This window comes from Rhodococcoides kroppenstedtii (assembly GCF_900111805.1).
GTDB classification, from domain to species: Bacteria; Actinomycetota; Actinomycetes; order Mycobacteriales; family Mycobacteriaceae; genus Rhodococcoides; species Rhodococcoides kroppenstedtii.
Map to the genome: position 1 here is coordinate 1 of NZ_FOJN01000011.1, position 15,729 is coordinate 15,729.

A 15,729-nucleotide genomic window follows, 5' to 3' on the forward strand; every position below is an offset into this window, starting at 1 on the left:
TGGCGGGCCACCCTGCTGGTCCGCGAAACCGCCTGCCTCACCGCCGAGGACCGACGGCTCGTCGACACCCGCCTCTGCGCCGACCCCGCCACCCTCACCGGCCAGGGCGACAGCACCGTCGCGGCGATGGCCGCACGGCTGGCCGCCGAACTCGACGCCGCCGCCGTGGTCCGCCGCAAGGCCCGCGCCCCCAAGAATCGCCGCGTCACCGTCCGCCCCGCCCCGGAGTTCATGGGCCACCTCGGCGCCCTGCTGCCGATGGACCGCGCCGTGTGCCTCTGGGCCACCCTGCGCCGGGATGCGGACACCATTGTCGCCACCGGCGACGCCGACGGCCGCACCCGCGATCAGGTCATGGCGGACCTGCTGGTCGAGCGGACCATCGGCCTCGCCCCTGTGACGAGCCCGCCCGTGGCGGTGCAGGTCGTCCTCTCCGACGAGACCCTGCTCGGCGGGAGCGACACTCCCGCCGAGGTGCCCGGGTACGGGCCGATCCCCGCCGCCGCAGCGCGGGAATGGATTGCGGGCGCCGTCGACTCCGACGCGACGGTCACGCTCCGCAAGCTCTACGCCACACCGGACACCGGACAACTCACTGCGGTCGAATCGGTGGCTCGCTGCTTCCCCACCGGCCTGGCCCGGCTGATCGACCTGCGGGACCGCACCTGCCGCACCCCCTGGTGCGACGCCCCCATCCGCCACCACGACCACATCCGACCGCACGAGGACGGCGGCCCCACCACCGCCGACAACGGCCTCGGGTTGTGCGCCGCGTGCAACCACGCCAAACAGGGCGACGGCTGGACCACCACCAGAACCGAGAACCCCGACGGGACCGACGTGCACACCGTCGAGTTCCGCACCCCGACGGGCCATACCTATCGATCCGTTCCTCCCGCGCTTCCGACGCCCTGGAAACGGGCGGGCTGAATGACGAAGGAAAACGTCCTGCCCGATTCCGCCGGATACTGCGCGCGACGGCGGGATGCCGTTCGGCGAGACGTCGGTCACATCCACCGACGGGCTACACTGGGTCTCGCTGCCGCGCTCTCGTTCGCGGCGTACGTCGTGGAATCAGCACGAACTTTTCTTACGGCGATCGATACTGCCCACCGGCAGTCTCGCCATTCTGTGCCCCGTCAGCGGGGCGCTCCGATGCCCGAAAGGCACTCGAACTCTTCATGACTGTCACTTTTGCCGACCTCGGCGTGAACGACCGCCTCGTCCGCGCCCTCACGGCCGCGGGTATCACCGCGCCGTTCCCCATCCAGGCCGACACCCTGCCCGACACCCTGCGTGGTCGCGACGTCCTCGGACGCGGAAAGACCGGCAGCGGAAAGACTCTCGCGTTCTCCATCCCCATGGTCGCGCGGCTGTCCGAGACCGCGTCGCGGTCGCGCACCCCCAACCGTCCGCGGGGCCTGATCCTCGCCCCCACCCGAGAGCTCGCCACCCAGATCGCGGCCACGCTCGAGCCGCTGGTGCTCGCGTCGAATCTTCGCGTCACCACCATCTTCGGTGGGGTGTCGCAGAACCGTCAGGTGACGGCCCTCGATCGCGGCGTGGACATCGTCGTCGCCTGCCCGGGCCGCCTCGAGGATCTGATGAAGCAGCGCCACGTGTTCCTCGACGAGGTCGAGATCACCGTGCTCGACGAGGCGGACCACATGGCCGATCTCGGCTTCCTGCCCGGCGTGACGCGCATCCTCAAGGCCACCCCGTCGCAGGGGCAGCGTCTGCTCTTCTCCGCGACGCTCGACAACGGCGTCGACAAGCTGGTCAAGCAGTTCCTGTCCAACCCGGTCCAGCACTCGGTGGACGAGGAGAACTCCCCCGTCGCGGCGATGACGCACCACATCTTCGAGGTCGGCGGCGCCGATGCGAAGAAGGTCCTGGTCCAGCGCCTCGCGTCCGGTGAGGGCCGCCGCATCCTGTTCATGCGTACCAAGCACCAGGCACGCAAGCTCGCGCGGCAACTCACCGAGGCCGGCATTCCGTCGGTCGATCTGCACGGCAACCTCTCGCAGGCCGCCCGCGACCGGAACCTCGCCGCCTTCTCGGTCGGCGACGCCCGCGTCCTCGTCGCCACCGACGTGGCCGCCCGCGGCGTGCACGTCGACAACGTCGAGTTGGTGGTCCACGTGGATCCGCCCGCCGAGCACAAGGCGTACCTGCATCGCAGCGGTCGTACGGCCCGCGCCGGCAGCGCCGGTGACGTGGTCACCGTCGTGCTCCCGGAGCAGCGTCGTGACGTGGCGGTGCTGCTGCGCAAGGCGAAGATCGACGCCGCACCGCAGCGCGTGACCGTCGACACCCCCGCCGTGGCGGAGCTCGTCGGCCCCCTGGCCGCGTACGTGGCACCGGCCCCCAAGGAGCCGGCCCCCGCGCCCAAGGCTCGCGGTCCGCGTACCGGCGGCGGCCAGCGGTCCGGTCAGCCGCGCACGGGACAGCAGCCGCGGTCGCGCTCCTCCCGCGGCGGGCATGCCGGCAACTCCGGTCGCCGCGGCGGACGTCCGACGTCGGCGCGCAGCGAATCAGCCGGTTACCGGGGCTGATCGCCGCGCGATTCCGACGCTGAGCACCGCCGCCACGGCGCAGAGCCCTGCGGCGCCGAACCAGGCGGCGGTGTACTCACCGGTGGTGTCGCGGATCGCGCCCGCAGCGACGGACGCGGCGCCCGCGCCGATCTGGTGCGCGGCGAAGACCCACCCGAACACCAGGGGCCCGCGGTCGCCGAACACCTCGCGACACAACGCGATGGTGGGCGGCACCGTGGCCACCCAGTCGAGCCCGTAGACCACGACGAAGACCACGATCGACGGGTGCAGCGCGTCCGACAGCAGGGTGGGCAGGAACAGCAGCGCCACCCCGCGGAACGCGTAGTACGCGCCGAGGAGCAGCCGCGGATCCACCCGATCGGTGAGCCATCCCGACGCAATGGTCCCCGCGATGTCGAAGATGCCGACCACCGCGAGCAACGTCGCCGCGGTGGTCTGCGGCATGCCGTGATCGTGCGCGGACGGCACGAAGTGCACGCCGACCAACCCGTTGGTGGTGGCCCCGCAGATCGCGAACCCGACGACCAACGCCCAGAACGTCCGCACCCGTGCGGCGTCGAGCAACGCCCGTACCGCGCGTCGGGCCGGGTTGCCGACGACGGCCCGCGCGGGCGGCTCCTCCGTCGCCCCGTACGGCAGCACCCCGACGTCCGACGGACGGTCGCGCAGGAACCGCGCGACGAGAGGAACGACGGCGAGCGCACCGCCGGCCACCACGAGCGAGGCGGTACGCCACCCCGCTCCCTCGGCGAGCCAGGCGACGACGGGCAGGAAGATCAGCTGGCCGGTCGCGCTGCCCGCGGTGAGGATGCCGGAGACCAACCCGCGCCGGGCGACGAACCATCGGTCGGTGACCATCGCCGCGAACACCAGAGCCATGGAGCCGGTGCCCAGCCCGATGAGCAGCCCCCAGGTCAGCAGAATCTGCCACGGCGAGGTGACCAGCACGCTCAGCGCGCTGCCCGCGGCGACGACCGTCAGGGCGATCGTCGTGACCCGGCGGATGCCGAAGCGCTCCATGAGGGCGGCCGCGAAGGGCGCCGTGAGCCCGAACAACAGCAGGTTGATACCGACCGCCGCGGACAGGACCGACCGCGACCACCCGAACTCGTCCGTGATCGGCACCATGAGCACGGACGGCGCCGCGCGGAAGCCGGCCGCACCGACCAGGGCGAGGAACGCGACGGCGGCGACGATCCACGCGGGATGGAGGCGTCGGTCGGTGCCTCGGCGGGCGACGACGGTCACACACCGCTCCTTCCAGCTCCGGCGATTCGGACACTCGGTGGCACACTCGACGGAGTGACGGTTCGGGCTGACAGGAGACTACATCCGGAAGAAACGGCCACCGGCTCGGTCATGACGGCCCTCGCCGTCGCGTTCACCGTCATCGGCGCCGTGATTCCGGTGGCGGGTGCCCTGCAGATCGTGGCCATCGTGCCGCTCGCCGTCGTCGCCCAACGCCATCGCCTGCGTGCGCTCGCCGTCGCGGGAACCGGCGGGGCGCTGGTGGCGTTCGTCGCCGGCGGGTTCTCCTCCGCGCTCACCATGACGGTCACCGCCGTCCTCGGCGGTGTGGTGGGCAGCGCCGTGCGTCGCCGTCGAGGATTCGGCACCGTGCTGCTGTGGTCCACGGTCACCGGCACGGTGGTCGGCGGGCTCTCCGTCCTCATGCTCCTCCTGCTGTCCGGACTGCGCGACCTCTTCCTCGGCGTCCTCGAGAACAGCATCCGGGGCACGGCCGACGTTCTCGGCCGGGTGCTGTCCGCCGACCGGGTGTCGCAGATCGTCGGCGACGCGGTCGCGGTCGGCATCGGCTACTGGTGGGCCTTCGTCTTCACCTCCGCGGTCTTCTCCACCGCCGTCAGCGGCGCCGTCGCGTGGTGGGTCCTGCGCGCCACCCTGACCCGACTCGGCGAGTTGGAATCCCGCGGCGTCCTGCCCGACGCCGCCACCGCGGAGTCCACGCCCGATCCCGTGCCGCTGCGCCTGACGGGAGCGACCTACCGCTATCCCGGCCACGACGTCGACGCGCTCGGTCCGCTCGATCTCACCGTGGTGCCGGGCCGCTTCTACGCGGTGGTGGGCGCCAACGGTTCCGGCAAGTCGACCCTGGCGCGCATCCTCGTCGGGGCCGCGCCCACCGGCGGCCGCGCCGATCGGCCGGGATCCACCGGGCTGGGCGCCGTCGGCGGGACGGCGATGATCCTGCAGCATCCCGAATCGCAGATCCTCGGCACACGCGTGGCGGACGACGTCGTGTGGGGACTCCCGCCGGCGTCCGCGCCGTCGCGCGAGCGTGTCGACGCCCTCCTCGCCGAGGTCGGTCTGGCCGGCTACGGCGATCGCGACACCTCCGGGCTGTCGGGCGGCGAACTCCAGCGACTCGCCGTCGCCGCGGCCCTGGCCCGTGAGCCGAAACTCCTCGTGGCCGACGAGGCCACCGCCATGATCGATCCCGCCGGCCAACGCGAGTTGGTCGCGCTCCTGGCCGAGCTGCCGCGGCGTCGACACCTCGCCGTCGTCCTGATCACCCATCGCGCCGGCGAGGCCGCATTGGCCGACGAGGTGGTGCGACTGCATCGCGGCCGCCGCGTCGTGCACGATCCGACCTGGATGTCCGGCACCGCACCCCCCTACGGCGCCGTTCCGGTTCTCGGCCCCGACGTGCTGGTCCTGCGCGGCGTCGGGCACGTCTACAACCGCGGAACCCCGTGGGAGCGCCGCGCGCTGGCGGGTGTCGACCTCACCGTGCGACGGGGCGAGGGCCTGGTCGTCGTGGGCGGCAACGGATCCGGCAAGTCGACGTTGGCGTGGATCCTGGCCGGCCTGACCACGCCCACCGAGGGCACGTGCGAGGTGAACGGCAAGGCCACGTCGAAGGCGGTGGGGACGGTGGCGCTGTCCTTCCAGCACGCGCGATTGCAGCTGCAGCGTCGCACGGTCGCCGAGGACATCGAGGCGGCGGGCGGCGCCGGCACCAGCGGGACCGACGTCTCGGCGGTGCTCGACACGGTGGGACTGCCGCGGGAGATCGCGGGCCGACGCGTCGACGAACTCAGCGGCGGTCAGATGCGGCGCGTCGCACTCGCCGGCCTGTTGGTGGGCAAGCCCGACGTGCTGGTTCTCGACGAGCCGCTGGCCGGACTGGATCCACCCGGCCGCCGCGAGATCACGTCGCTGCTGGCCCATCTGCGGTACCGCGGCCTGACTCTGGTGATCATCTCGCACGATCTGGAGATGCTGGACACCGTGCGCTCCCGCACGGTGGTCCTGGACCAGGGCGTGCTGCGATCCGCGGGTCAGGAGGCGCGTCGATGAAAGGCACGCTGCTGCGGGAGCTTCCGCTCTCGACTCCGATGCACCGACTCTGGGCGGGCACCAAACTGGTGGCCGTCGCCGTGATCTCGGTGTCGCTCCTGGTGTGGCCGACGTGGCCGATGGTGGGCGCGATCGCCGGACTGCTGCTGGTCGCCGCGGTGGTGGCACGGGTTCCGTTGCGCGCGGTACCGATTCCGCCGTGGTGGCTGTGGGGACTGGTCGCGTTCGGCGCGGCGGTGAACGCCGTCGTCTCCCCCGAGGCGGTGTGGCTCTACGCCCGCGGCATCCTGTTCGCGGTGGTCCTGCTGTGGGCGACGATCACGATGGCCTGGACGACGGCGATGGCCGACGTCGCTCCCGCGTTCGCGACCCTGCTCGCACCGCTCCGTAAACTCGGTGCGCCGGTGGACGATTGGGCCGTCTCGACGGCCCTGCTGCTGCGAGCCCTGCCGATGCTGCTCGACGACGTCCAGGTTCTGGTGGCCGCCCGACGCCTGCGTCCCCGGAAGGGAACGCGCAACGGCAAGGCCCAGGACACGTTCCTCGTCGACATCATGGCGGCGATCGTCTCGGTGGCGATCCGGCGGTCGGCGGACATGGGCGAGGCCATCGCGGTGCGCGGCGGCACGGGATCGATCACCGCGACCCGCGCACGGCCCGGTCTTCGCGACGCCGCGGCCACGGCGATCGTGATCGCGGTCTGCGTCGCGGGAGCGGTGTCGTCCTAGAGCCGGACCCTCCCGACGGCGGGTCAGGCGAACAGGCGCTCGAACGTGTCGAGCGACGAGTCGATGTCGCCCTTCAGCGCGCGTGCCACACCCGATCCGACGGGGCCGAACAGCGGTGCGCCGCCGAGGTCGATGCGCATGGCCAGTTCCGTACCCGCGCTCTTCTCCGCGACGGTCAGCGTGAGCGAGACCTTGACCCCGCCCTTGCCGGACCCCTTCAGCGCCAGTTCGCGAGGGGGCGCGTACTCCTGGACGGTCCACGCCACCCGGTTGCGCAGACCCTTCACCGAGACCACGGACGAGATCTGCGTGCCCTCACCCAACTCGTCGGGAATGTCGCTGCGCCAGCCGTCGTGAATGGAGAGCCACTCCTCGTACCGGGAGAGATCGGACGCCGCGGCCCAGGCCGCGTCGGGGGACAACGGAACGACGCGGACCACCTCGAGTTTCGCCACGGCCGCAACACTAGCCGGTGGGGAACTCGCGGTGGCCCGCGTCGCGAGAACTCGAGCTAGTGCGCCACGACCTTCTCCACACCGACACCGGTGAACGAGCGCACCTCCATCTCGGCGGCCTTTTCCTTGCTCTCGTTGTCCTTGCTCGTCAGCGTGCCGATGGCACCGAGCAGGAACGCGAGCGGGATGGACACGATGCCGGGGTTCGACAGCGGGAACCAGGCGAAGTCGGAGCCGGGGATCATCGCGGTCTTCGAGCCGGACACGGCCGGGGAGAAGACGATGAGCACGATCGTCGAGATCAGGCCGCCGTACATGCTCCACAGCGCGCCGCGGGTGGTGAAGCGTCGCCAGAAGAGCGAGTACAGGATGGTCGGCAGGTTCGCTGCCGCCGCCACCGCGAAGGCCAGGGCCACGAGGAACGCGATGTTCTGACCGTTGGCCAGGATGCCCAGGCCGATCGCGAGGAGGCCGATCACGACGGCGGTGATGCGCGAGACCTGGACCTGCTTGCGGTCGTCCACCTCGCCCTTCTTGATGACGCTCGCGTAGATGTCGTGCGCGAACGACGCCGAGGCGGTGATGGTGAGGCCGGCGACCACGGCGAGGATCGTCGCGAACGCGACGGCCGAGATGATGCCGAGCAGGATCACCCCGCCGAGCTCGAAGGCGAGCAGCGGTGCGGCGGAGTTCTGACCACCCGCCGCGGCGAGGATGCGGTCCGGGCCGACGATGGCCGCGGCGCCGTAGCCGAGGACGAGCGTGAACAGGTAGAAGGCACCGATGAGGGCAATGGCCCAGACCACGCTGCGTCGTGCTTCCTTGGCCGTGGGCACGGTGTAGAAGCGCATGAGCACGTGCGGCAGACCGGCGGTGCCGAGCACCAGGGCCAGGCCGAGCGAGATGAAGTTCAGCTTGGAGGTCTCGGATCCGCCGTACTGCGCACCGGGAGCAGCGACGTCGCGGGCGGCGACGGCCTCGCTCGCGGAGCCGGACACCATCTCCTGTGCACTGCCGATGATGGTCGAGATGTTGAAGCCGAACTTGGCCAGCACCAGGATCGTCATCAGTCCGGCGCCGGTGATGAGCAGCGCGGCCTTGATGATTTGCACCCAGGTGGTGCCCTTCATGCCGCCGACCAGGACGTACACGATCATGAGTACGCCGACGACGGCGATGACGATGGACTGACCGGTGCGGTCGGAGATGTCGAGCAGCAGTGCGACCAGACCGCCCGCGCCGGCCATCTGGGCCAGCAGGTAGAACAGCGAGACGGTCAGCGTCGACAGTGCGGCCGCGGTGCGGACCGGGCCTTGCTTCAGACGGAAGCTGAGCACGTCGGCCATGGTGAATCGGCCGGTGTTGCGGAGCATCTCGGCGACCAGGAGCAGGGCCACGAGCCACGCGACGAGGAAGCCGATGGAGTAGAGGAAGCCGTCGTACCCGTAGACGGCGATGGCGCCGGCAATACCGAGGAAGCTCGCCGCCGAGAGGTAGTCACCGGCGATGGCGACGCCGTTCTGCGGGCCGGAGAATCCGCCGCCGGCGGTGAAGAACTCGGCGGAAGTGGAGTTCTTCTTGCTGGCCCGGATGACCACGACCATCGTGACGATCACGAAGACCGAGAAGATGGAGATGTTGACCAGGGGGCTGCCGACGGTCTCGGCGGCCGGCGCCTGCGCGAGCAGACCCACGCGATCGGAGAGTGTCACTGGGGGGTTCCTTCGAGTTCGGCGCGGATGGCGGCCGCCTTGGGATCGATCTCACGGTTGGCGAACCGGACGTAGATGCCGGTGATCACGAACGTCGTGACGAACTGAGCGAGGCCCAGCAGGAGCCCGACGTTGATGTTGCCGAACACCTTGGTCGCCATGAAGTCGTGCGCGTAGGCGCCGAGGAGAACGTAGGCGAGGTACCAGACGAGGAAGAACGCGGCCATCGGAAAGACGAAGCCGCGCAGACGGTTCCGCAACTGCTGGAACTCCGGGGAGTTCTGCATGTCGACGAAATCCTGCGGGGTGGGGGTGCGGCGCTCGGGCGTCGCTCCGGGTCGAGCATCGGCGGCTGTCACAGGGACTCCTACGGGTGAGGAAAGCTACTGCGCAGAACCTAGTGAGACCGCGGTCACACGAACAAGACCGTGGCCCGTGTCTCACGCCGAAGGGCAGCGCGGTGCGCCGAGCGGTCGGCGAGCCACGGTGAACGGTCACCGTCACCGTCTCCGTCCCGTCTCCGTCAGGAGAGCCGCTCCTCGCCCAGACCGAGTCGCTCGGGAGCGTGCATGGCGGACATGATGCGACCGATCCCGGCCGGCACGGTCCGCCGCGTCAGCACCGACACCGCCACCATCACCGCAAAGGCCGTGGGCACGCTGACGGCCGCGGGGTAGTCGACGACGGCCCGCGCCCAGCCTCCCAGCACGGTGTCCGGCACTCCGCCGAGCACGGCCGCCGTGGCGGCGCCCGTCGAGAGCAGCCCGCCCACGACCAGTCCGGCCGCGGCGCCGGCGGGCGTCAGGCCTCGCCACCAGATACCGAGCACCAGCAGCGGACAGAGCGTCGAGGCCGCGACCGCGAAGACGAGCCCGACCGTGCGGGACAGGTCCAACGTCACCAGTCCCACCGACAGGGCGAGCGGCCCCGCACCAGCGACGATCGCGGCGATCCGAAAGTCCCGCACTCGTCCGCGGAGCACGTCCGTGCTCAGCACGCCGGCGATGGTCACCAACAGACCCGACGACGTCGACAGGAACGCCGCCATCGCCCCCGCCGCCACCAGCGCGGCGAGGGCCGTGCCGACCGCCCCGCCGACCGCCGCGGACGGCAGCAGGAGCACCGCCGCGTCGGACGCCCCGGTGATGAGCAGCTGCGGGACGTACAGGCGGGAGAACACGCCGAGCAGGGTCGGGAAGAGATAGAAGAGCGAGAGCAACCCGACGACGGTGAGGGCCGTGCGCCGCGCCGCCGGGCCGTCGGGATTGGTGTAGAAGCGCACCAGCACGTGCGGCAGACCCATCGTGCCGAGGAACGTCGCGAGGATCAGCGAATAGACCTGATAGAGCGGGAACGGCCCGCCGAAACCGTTGCCCGGAGCCAGCCACGAGGACCCTTCGACCGGTGCGCCGGAGACCACCGGCACCGGCGATCCGGCCGGCAGCTCCAGCGTGGTGCCCGAGGCCAGCGTGTGGTCGCCGTCCGCGAGGGTGATCGGGCCGTCGACCGCGACGTCGTCGATCGTGCCCCGCACGACGACGGGAAGGTCCGACGCCACCTGCACCACCACGTCGGTACTGATCTCGACGGTGGTGGCCGCCTCGACGGACGGCGGTGCGGGCGTGCCCATCTGGCGTGCGTCGCCCACGAAGTGGACGGCGAGGACCAGCGCCGGAACGGCGACGGCGGTGAGCTTGAGCCAGTACTGGAACGCCTGGACGAACGTCACCGACCGCATCCCGCCGCCGACGACGTTGGCGATGACGATCAGGCCGATGGCGGCCGCCCCCACCCAACTCGGCACGCCCAGAAGGATGTTCAGCGTCAGACCCGCACCCTGGAGCTGCGGGACCAGGTACAGCGCGCAGATGCCCGCGACCACCAACATCGCCAACGTGCGCACACGCCGTGACTCCAACCGGAACTCGGCGAAATCCGGCACCGTGTAGGCGCCGGACCGGCGAAGCGGCGCCGAGACGAAGAGCAGCAATCCGAGGTAGCCCGCCGTGAAACCCAGTGGGTACCACAGCGCGTCGGCGCCGTACTTCGCGATCAATCCGGCCACGCCGAGGAACGACGCCGCCGACAGGTACTCCCCCGACACCGCGGCCGCGTTCCAGCGGGCACCGACACTGCGGGAGGCGACGAGGAAATCCGACGTCGTCCGGGCGAGCCGCACCCCGTACACACCGACGGCGACGGTAGCGACGGCGGACGCGATCACCGCCGCCACGGTCGCGGCGCTCACCACGTCAGGGCCACCGGTCGTCGACCAGGTCGGCGAACTCCTGCTCGTTGCGTCCCGCCGCCCGCACGAACGCCACCCCTACCGCGAGCAGCACGGGATAGGCCGCGACGGCGAGGATCCACCAGGGCACCCCCACACCCCACAGGCGCGCGGTCCCCGCCGCCGGCGCGACCACCCACAGCAACGGAATCAGCCCGACGAGCAGCACCACCACCGCGGCCATGCGCAGGGCGAGCGCGAGCTGGGCACGGATCAATCCGCGCACCATCGCCTCGCCGACGGCGGTCTGCTCCTCGACCTCCACCCGGGTGCGCACGATGCGAGCACCACGGCGCGTGGCGAGCACGACGCGTTCGCGCGGCGGCGGCACGTCAGCTCCCGCGACCGACGAGCGCAGCACGCGGCCCCCGCACCACGCGGTCGCGCAACTCCCGGGTGTGCCGCCGACTGACCGGCAGCTCGACGGGCGGGCACTCCCCCTGACCGCGCAGGCACACCACCACGCCGGAGCCGACCGTTCGGGTGCCGCCGATGCGAGCCACCGACACCAGGTACGAGCGGTGCACGCGCAGGAACCCGTGATCGGCCCAGCGCGCCTCCAGTGCGGACAGTGCGATGCGCACCAGATGTGTGCCCGTCGTGGTGTGCAACCGGGCGTAGTCGCCCTCCGCCTCCACCCACAGGACCGTCGACCGCGGCACCATCGTGGTCACGCCGCCCAGTTCCACCGGAATGACGTCGTCCGCGTCGGCGGCGGGCGCTGTGGAGGTGGGCCCGGGCGCGGACCCGGCACGCTCGACGATGCGGCCGACCGCCTCCGCCAACCGGGCGTCGCGAAGGGGCTTGAGCAGGTAGTCCACGGCGCCGATCTCGAACGCGGCCACTGCGCGATCGTCGTGCGCGGTGACGAACACGACGGCCGGCGGCGTCGCGAAGTTCCGCAGCACCCCGGCCAGCTCGAGACCGTCGAGACCGGGCATGTCGATGTCGAGGAACACCGCGTCGACGGGCTCGTCCCGCAGGAGTCGCAGCGCGGTGGTCGCGTCGGACGCACCCTGCACGGCCTCGACCGACGGGTGCCGACGCAGCAGGTACAGCAACTCGTCGAGGGCGGGCCGTTCGTCGTCGACGGCGAGCAGGCGAAGTCCGTGATGGTCGGTCACAATGCGTCGATCGTGCCATGTCCTCTCGTACCGAGTGAGTGACTCGGCGGGTTTGCCGTGCGCGCTCGGACGGTCGGCGGATCAGGGCGCGCGACGACCCAGCAGGGCAATGCCGATTCCGGCGACCAGGACGGTCCCGACGACAATGCCCAGCGGCAGCACGACGTCGCCGAGCAGCGAGGTGGTCGGGGCGTCGAGTGGGGTGTAGGCCGTCCACCCGACGTCGCGGACGGCGGGAACGGAGACCGCGAGCGGGACGGCCAGGCCGAGCGCCCATCCTGTCGCCGTCGGCGTGCGCACGACCGAGGCGAACAGGAAGGCCGCCGCCGCGGGGAGCACCAGCAGGCCCGCGACGAACCAGAGGTTGTCCCACGGCGGGCCGTCGGCAAGCGAGGTCAGGCAGACGAGGACGAGCACCCCGATACCGACACTCGGACGCGGCCACCGCCGGCCCAGCGCCGCCCCGAGCACGATCAGTGCCAGCAGCACGACGATGCTGCCGATCGTCCATGCCGGGCCGGCCGCGACGTCGATCGCGACACCGGCCGCCGTCGACGCTGCTGCGAGCACCGCCGTGCCCGCCAGGATCGGCACGACGACACGGCCCGGAATCGGAGTGGATCGTCGGTCGGGAGCCGCCGGAAGGTCCGACCGCAGCGTCGTCCACACCCACGCCACCGCGGTCAGCGCGGCCACAATCGGCACGACGACGGGCGTCGGCTGTTCGGAGGCGAGGACGTACTCGGCGTAGCGGCCCGGGACCTCGCGTCGGCCGGGGTCCAGGCTCTCGACGAGTCCCCCGACGAACAGCCCGCCGACGGTCGCTGCGGCGAGCCAGGCGCGCCGAGCGGACGTCGCCCCGGCCAGGACCGACGCCGCGCCCAGCAGTACGCCGCCGGCAATCGTGCCGATCGGCACCGCCATGTCCGGAGACGCGGCCAGGAGCGACGCTCCGGCCGTCAGTGCTGCGCCGATCCCGGTCGCACTCGCCAGCGCCGCCCGCCGGACGAGTGCAGCCACCACACCGGCGGCGATCACGGCGCCCGCGAGGACGACGACACCCGAGTCCACCCCGCCGATCGATCCGGCGGCGACGACTCCAGTCGTCGGCTCCCGCGTCAGCAGAACGGCCGCGAGGAATCCGGACAGGACGAGGGCGACCGTCGCTCTCACGCGCGCACCCCGGGACGGAACTTCGGCACTCGCATGCTCACCTTCGTCCCGGCGTCGGGCGCCGTCTCCACGACCAGGCCGTAGTCGTTGCCGAAGGCCGCGCGCAGCCGGTCGTCGACGTTGGACAGGCCCACGTGCACACCGTCCGCGGCACCGAGGTCGCCCGAGCGCAGAAGTTCGGGATCCATGCCCACCCCGTCGTCCTCGACGCTGATCGCGGCGTCCGTGCCGGCGTCGGCGGCGACGATGGTGATGCGCCCTCGCCCGCGTCCGGCCACACCGTGCCGCACGGCGTTCTCCACCAGCGGCTGCAACGCGAGGAACGGCACGACGACGCCCAGGACCTCCGGCGCGATCTGCAGAGTCACGTCGAGCGAGTCACCGAAGCGGGCGCGCTCGAGGGTGAGGTAGCGATCGATGTTGCGCAGTTCGTCCGCCAACACGGTGTATTCACCGGCGGAGCGGAAGGAGTAGCGGGTGAAGTCGGCGAACTCGAGCACCAGCTCGCGTGCGCGATCCGGATCGGTCCGGACGAACGACGCCACCGTGGTCAGGGCGTTGTAGATGAAGTGCGGGCTGATCTGCGCCCGCAGCGCGCGGACCTCGGCGCGGTCGAGGCGCGCCCGGCCGGCGTCCAGCTCGGCCAGTTCGAGCTGCTCGCCCACGTAGCGCGCCACCTCGGTGCAGACGCCGAGGAGGCCCGGTCCCGGTTCGGCCGCCGTCACGACGCCCAGCACGCACACCACCCCGGCCGACTCGGTGAGCACCGGCTGGACGACGACGGACCGCGTGGTTCGTCGGACCAACACCCGACGTTCGGTGTCGATCGCCCGACGTGCGGTGGTCGGGAAGTCCGAGGTCTCCTCGTCGGCCGGCCCGTTCAGCGCCAGCACCGTGCCGTCCGGGCCGGCGACGATCACCGCGTGGGCGCCGGTCAGGGTGCGCAGGTGGGGCGCCGCGTCGGCGGCGGAATCGGCGTCGAGTCCGCGGCGCAGCGGGCGCGCGGCGGACGACGCTGTGGACAGGGCCGCGTGGACGGCGCGTTCGGTGGTCGTGGTGAGCGGCCGCGTTCCTCGCCGCGTGATGACGACGACGGCGGCGACCACCGCCGCGACGATCGCGACGAGCACCACCGCCGTCGTCGCGGTCACGAGAGCAGGTCACACGTGTTCGCCGACGGCGTCCCGACGAAGCGGTCGGTCACCCACGACACCGCCTCGTCGGTGGCGGCGGAATCGGCGTGGCCCTGATCGGGTCGGAAGCGGAAGTCCAGACGGTCACCCCCCGCGCACGCGGCACGCGACGCCTCCTCGGTCCACTCGGGTTCGATGAGATTGTCCCGGCCGCCGACCAGCACCATCATCGGGGCGGTGGCACCGGACTGCGGAAGTGCGTTGCGACCCAACCACTCCCGCATGGCGGCGTAGGCCTCCGGCGAACTCGGGCGAACGTCGTCGGGACCGATGGCGGCCACGGCCGTCAGCTTCTCGGCAGCGAGCGGACCGGTGCAGGCGAGCAGGACGTCCTTGCCCGCGAGCAGCCCACCGGAGAGGAAGTCCGAGTCCCGGAATTGCGGGTAGGACACCAGGAATCCCTCGACGACGAACGGCAGGATCCCGCGCTGCGGCAGCGTGAGGTCGCCGAGCCCCTCCGGCGGGGCGATCGCACGGAGGTCGGCCGCGGGAGAGAGGTTCGCCGTCCCCACCAGCTCGAGGCCGTCGCCGTACGTGGCGGCCATCTCGTTGGCCGCCCACGAGGCCTGTCCACCCTGCGAGACGCCGACGGCCGCCCAGCGAGTCCCGGTGCCGGGCACCACGTTCCGCGCCGCACGCACCGCGTCGATGACGTCGTACCCGGCGGAGGGCGCATCGAGGTAGGGATGCGGTCCGGGGCTGCCGAGTCCCTGGTAGTCGCTCACGGTCACCACGGCGCCGCGCTCGAGGAACGGCGTCACCATGCCGATGGCGCCCAACAGGTTCGGGTACAGGGACGGCGCGCACTCGTCCGTCACGCCGGTGGTGCCGTGCGCGACGGACACCACGGGCCATCCGCCCGCGGGGGGCAGACCACCGGGGACGAAGACGGTGCCCGTGACGTCCACGCCGCTGCCGTCGATCCCGAAGGTCGACCGATAGGTGATGCGATGCGCGGTGGCGCCCAGCGCCGTGACGCTCTGATCGACCTGACCCAGCACCACGTCGGAGGTGACGGCTCCGCGCTCGTCACCCTGCGGCGCAGGAGTGGTGGGGGCGGCCGTGGTCGTGCCGGAGGACGACCCGGCGGCGGACGACGACGTCGAATCCGCCCCGCATCCCGCCACGGCCAGCACCGCGGCCGCCGCGATCGTCCCGAACGTCCGGCGGTACCGCAC

General features: G+C 71.6%; 14 protein-coding genes. 4 read left to right on the plus strand and 10 right to left on the minus strand.

Features of this window, described 5'->3' with window-relative positions; all coding sequences use genetic code 11:
• Both BMZ18_RS12995 and BMZ18_RS13000 read left to right on the plus strand, forming a co-directional pair.
• The coding region (locus BMZ18_RS12995) for an HNH endonuclease (RefSeq protein WP_074922238.1) at window positions 1–930 on the plus strand (930 nt) is incomplete at its 5' end.
• Window positions 931–1,181: 251 nt separating this feature from the next.
• A complete protein-coding gene (locus tag BMZ18_RS13000; RefSeq protein WP_082895148.1) occupies window positions 1,182–2,555 on the plus strand; it encodes a DEAD/DEAH box helicase in 1,374 nt (457 codons plus the stop codon).
• Here the strand turns inward: BMZ18_RS13000 and BMZ18_RS13005 are convergent.
• On the minus strand, window positions 2,535–3,806 hold the full coding sequence (locus BMZ18_RS13005; protein ID WP_068365188.1) for an MFS transporter: 1,272 nt from the start codon (window positions 3,804–3,806) through the stop codon (window positions 2,535–2,537). The two genes, BMZ18_RS13000 and BMZ18_RS13005, sit on opposite strands and share 21 nt — an antisense overlap.
• A 54-nt stretch (window positions 3,807–3,860) precedes the next feature.
• On the opposite strand from BMZ18_RS13005, the gene BMZ18_RS13010 reads away from it, so the two are divergent.
• Entirely contained in the window at window positions 3,861–5,879 is a 2,019-nt protein-coding gene (locus BMZ18_RS13010; RefSeq protein ID WP_244516528.1) for an ABC transporter ATP-binding protein, read from the plus strand.
• Window positions 5,876–6,607, plus strand: a complete 732-nt coding sequence (locus BMZ18_RS13015) for a CbiQ family ECF transporter T component (protein WP_068365191.1) — start codon at window positions 5,876–5,878, stop codon at window positions 6,605–6,607. The genes BMZ18_RS13010 and BMZ18_RS13015 overlap by 4 nt, the downstream gene beginning before the upstream one ends.
• Window positions 6,608–6,630: 23 nt before the next feature.
• Here the strand turns inward: BMZ18_RS13015 and BMZ18_RS13020 are convergent, their stop codons facing one another.
• From BMZ18_RS13020 to BMZ18_RS13060, 9 genes are all read right to left on the minus strand, one after another.
• On the minus strand, window positions 6,631–7,062 hold the full coding sequence (locus tag BMZ18_RS13020) for a type II toxin-antitoxin system Rv0910 family toxin (RefSeq protein WP_068365194.1): 432 nt from the start codon (window positions 7,060–7,062) through the stop codon (window positions 6,631–6,633).
• A 56-nt stretch (window positions 7,063–7,118) separates the two neighbouring features.
• Entirely contained in the window at window positions 7,119–8,756 is a 1,638-nt protein-coding gene (locus BMZ18_RS13025) for a monocarboxylic acid transporter (RefSeq protein WP_068106195.1), read from the minus strand.
• Window positions 8,757–8,770: 14 nt separating this feature from the next.
• Complete coding sequence (locus tag BMZ18_RS13030) at window positions 8,771–9,133, minus strand: DUF485 domain-containing protein (RefSeq protein ID WP_068102802.1); 363 nt, start codon at window positions 9,131–9,133, stop codon at window positions 8,771–8,773.
• Window positions 9,134–9,297: 164 nt separating this feature from the next.
• Window positions 9,298–11,022, minus strand: a complete 1,725-nt coding sequence (locus BMZ18_RS13035) for a sodium/solute symporter (RefSeq protein ID WP_244516529.1) — start codon at window positions 11,020–11,022, stop codon at window positions 9,298–9,300.
• A gap of 4 nt (window positions 11,023–11,026) precedes the next feature.
• Window positions 11,027–11,392 carry a hypothetical protein gene (locus tag BMZ18_RS13040; RefSeq protein ID WP_068153369.1) on the minus strand — a complete coding sequence of 122 codons (366 nt, stop codon included), beginning with the start codon at window positions 11,390–11,392 and terminating at the stop codon, window positions 11,027–11,029.
• Between the two features lies 1 nt (window position 11,393).
• A complete protein-coding gene (locus BMZ18_RS13045; protein ID WP_235606301.1) occupies window positions 11,394–12,185 on the minus strand; it encodes a LytR/AlgR family response regulator transcription factor in 792 nt (263 codons plus the stop codon).
• A gap of 81 nt (window positions 12,186–12,266) precedes the next feature.
• Entirely contained in the window at window positions 12,267–13,358 is a 1,092-nt protein-coding gene (locus BMZ18_RS13050) for a hypothetical protein (protein ID WP_068365200.1), read from the minus strand.
• Window positions 13,355–14,509, minus strand: a complete 1,155-nt coding sequence (locus BMZ18_RS13055) for a sensor histidine kinase (protein ID WP_082895149.1) — start codon at window positions 14,507–14,509, stop codon at window positions 13,355–13,357. Before BMZ18_RS13055 ends, BMZ18_RS13050 begins: the two co-directional genes overlap by 4 nt.
• Entirely contained in the window at window positions 14,506–15,729 is a 1,224-nt protein-coding gene (locus BMZ18_RS13060; protein ID WP_068365203.1) for a lipase family protein, read from the minus strand. Before BMZ18_RS13060 ends, BMZ18_RS13055 begins: the two co-directional genes overlap by 4 nt.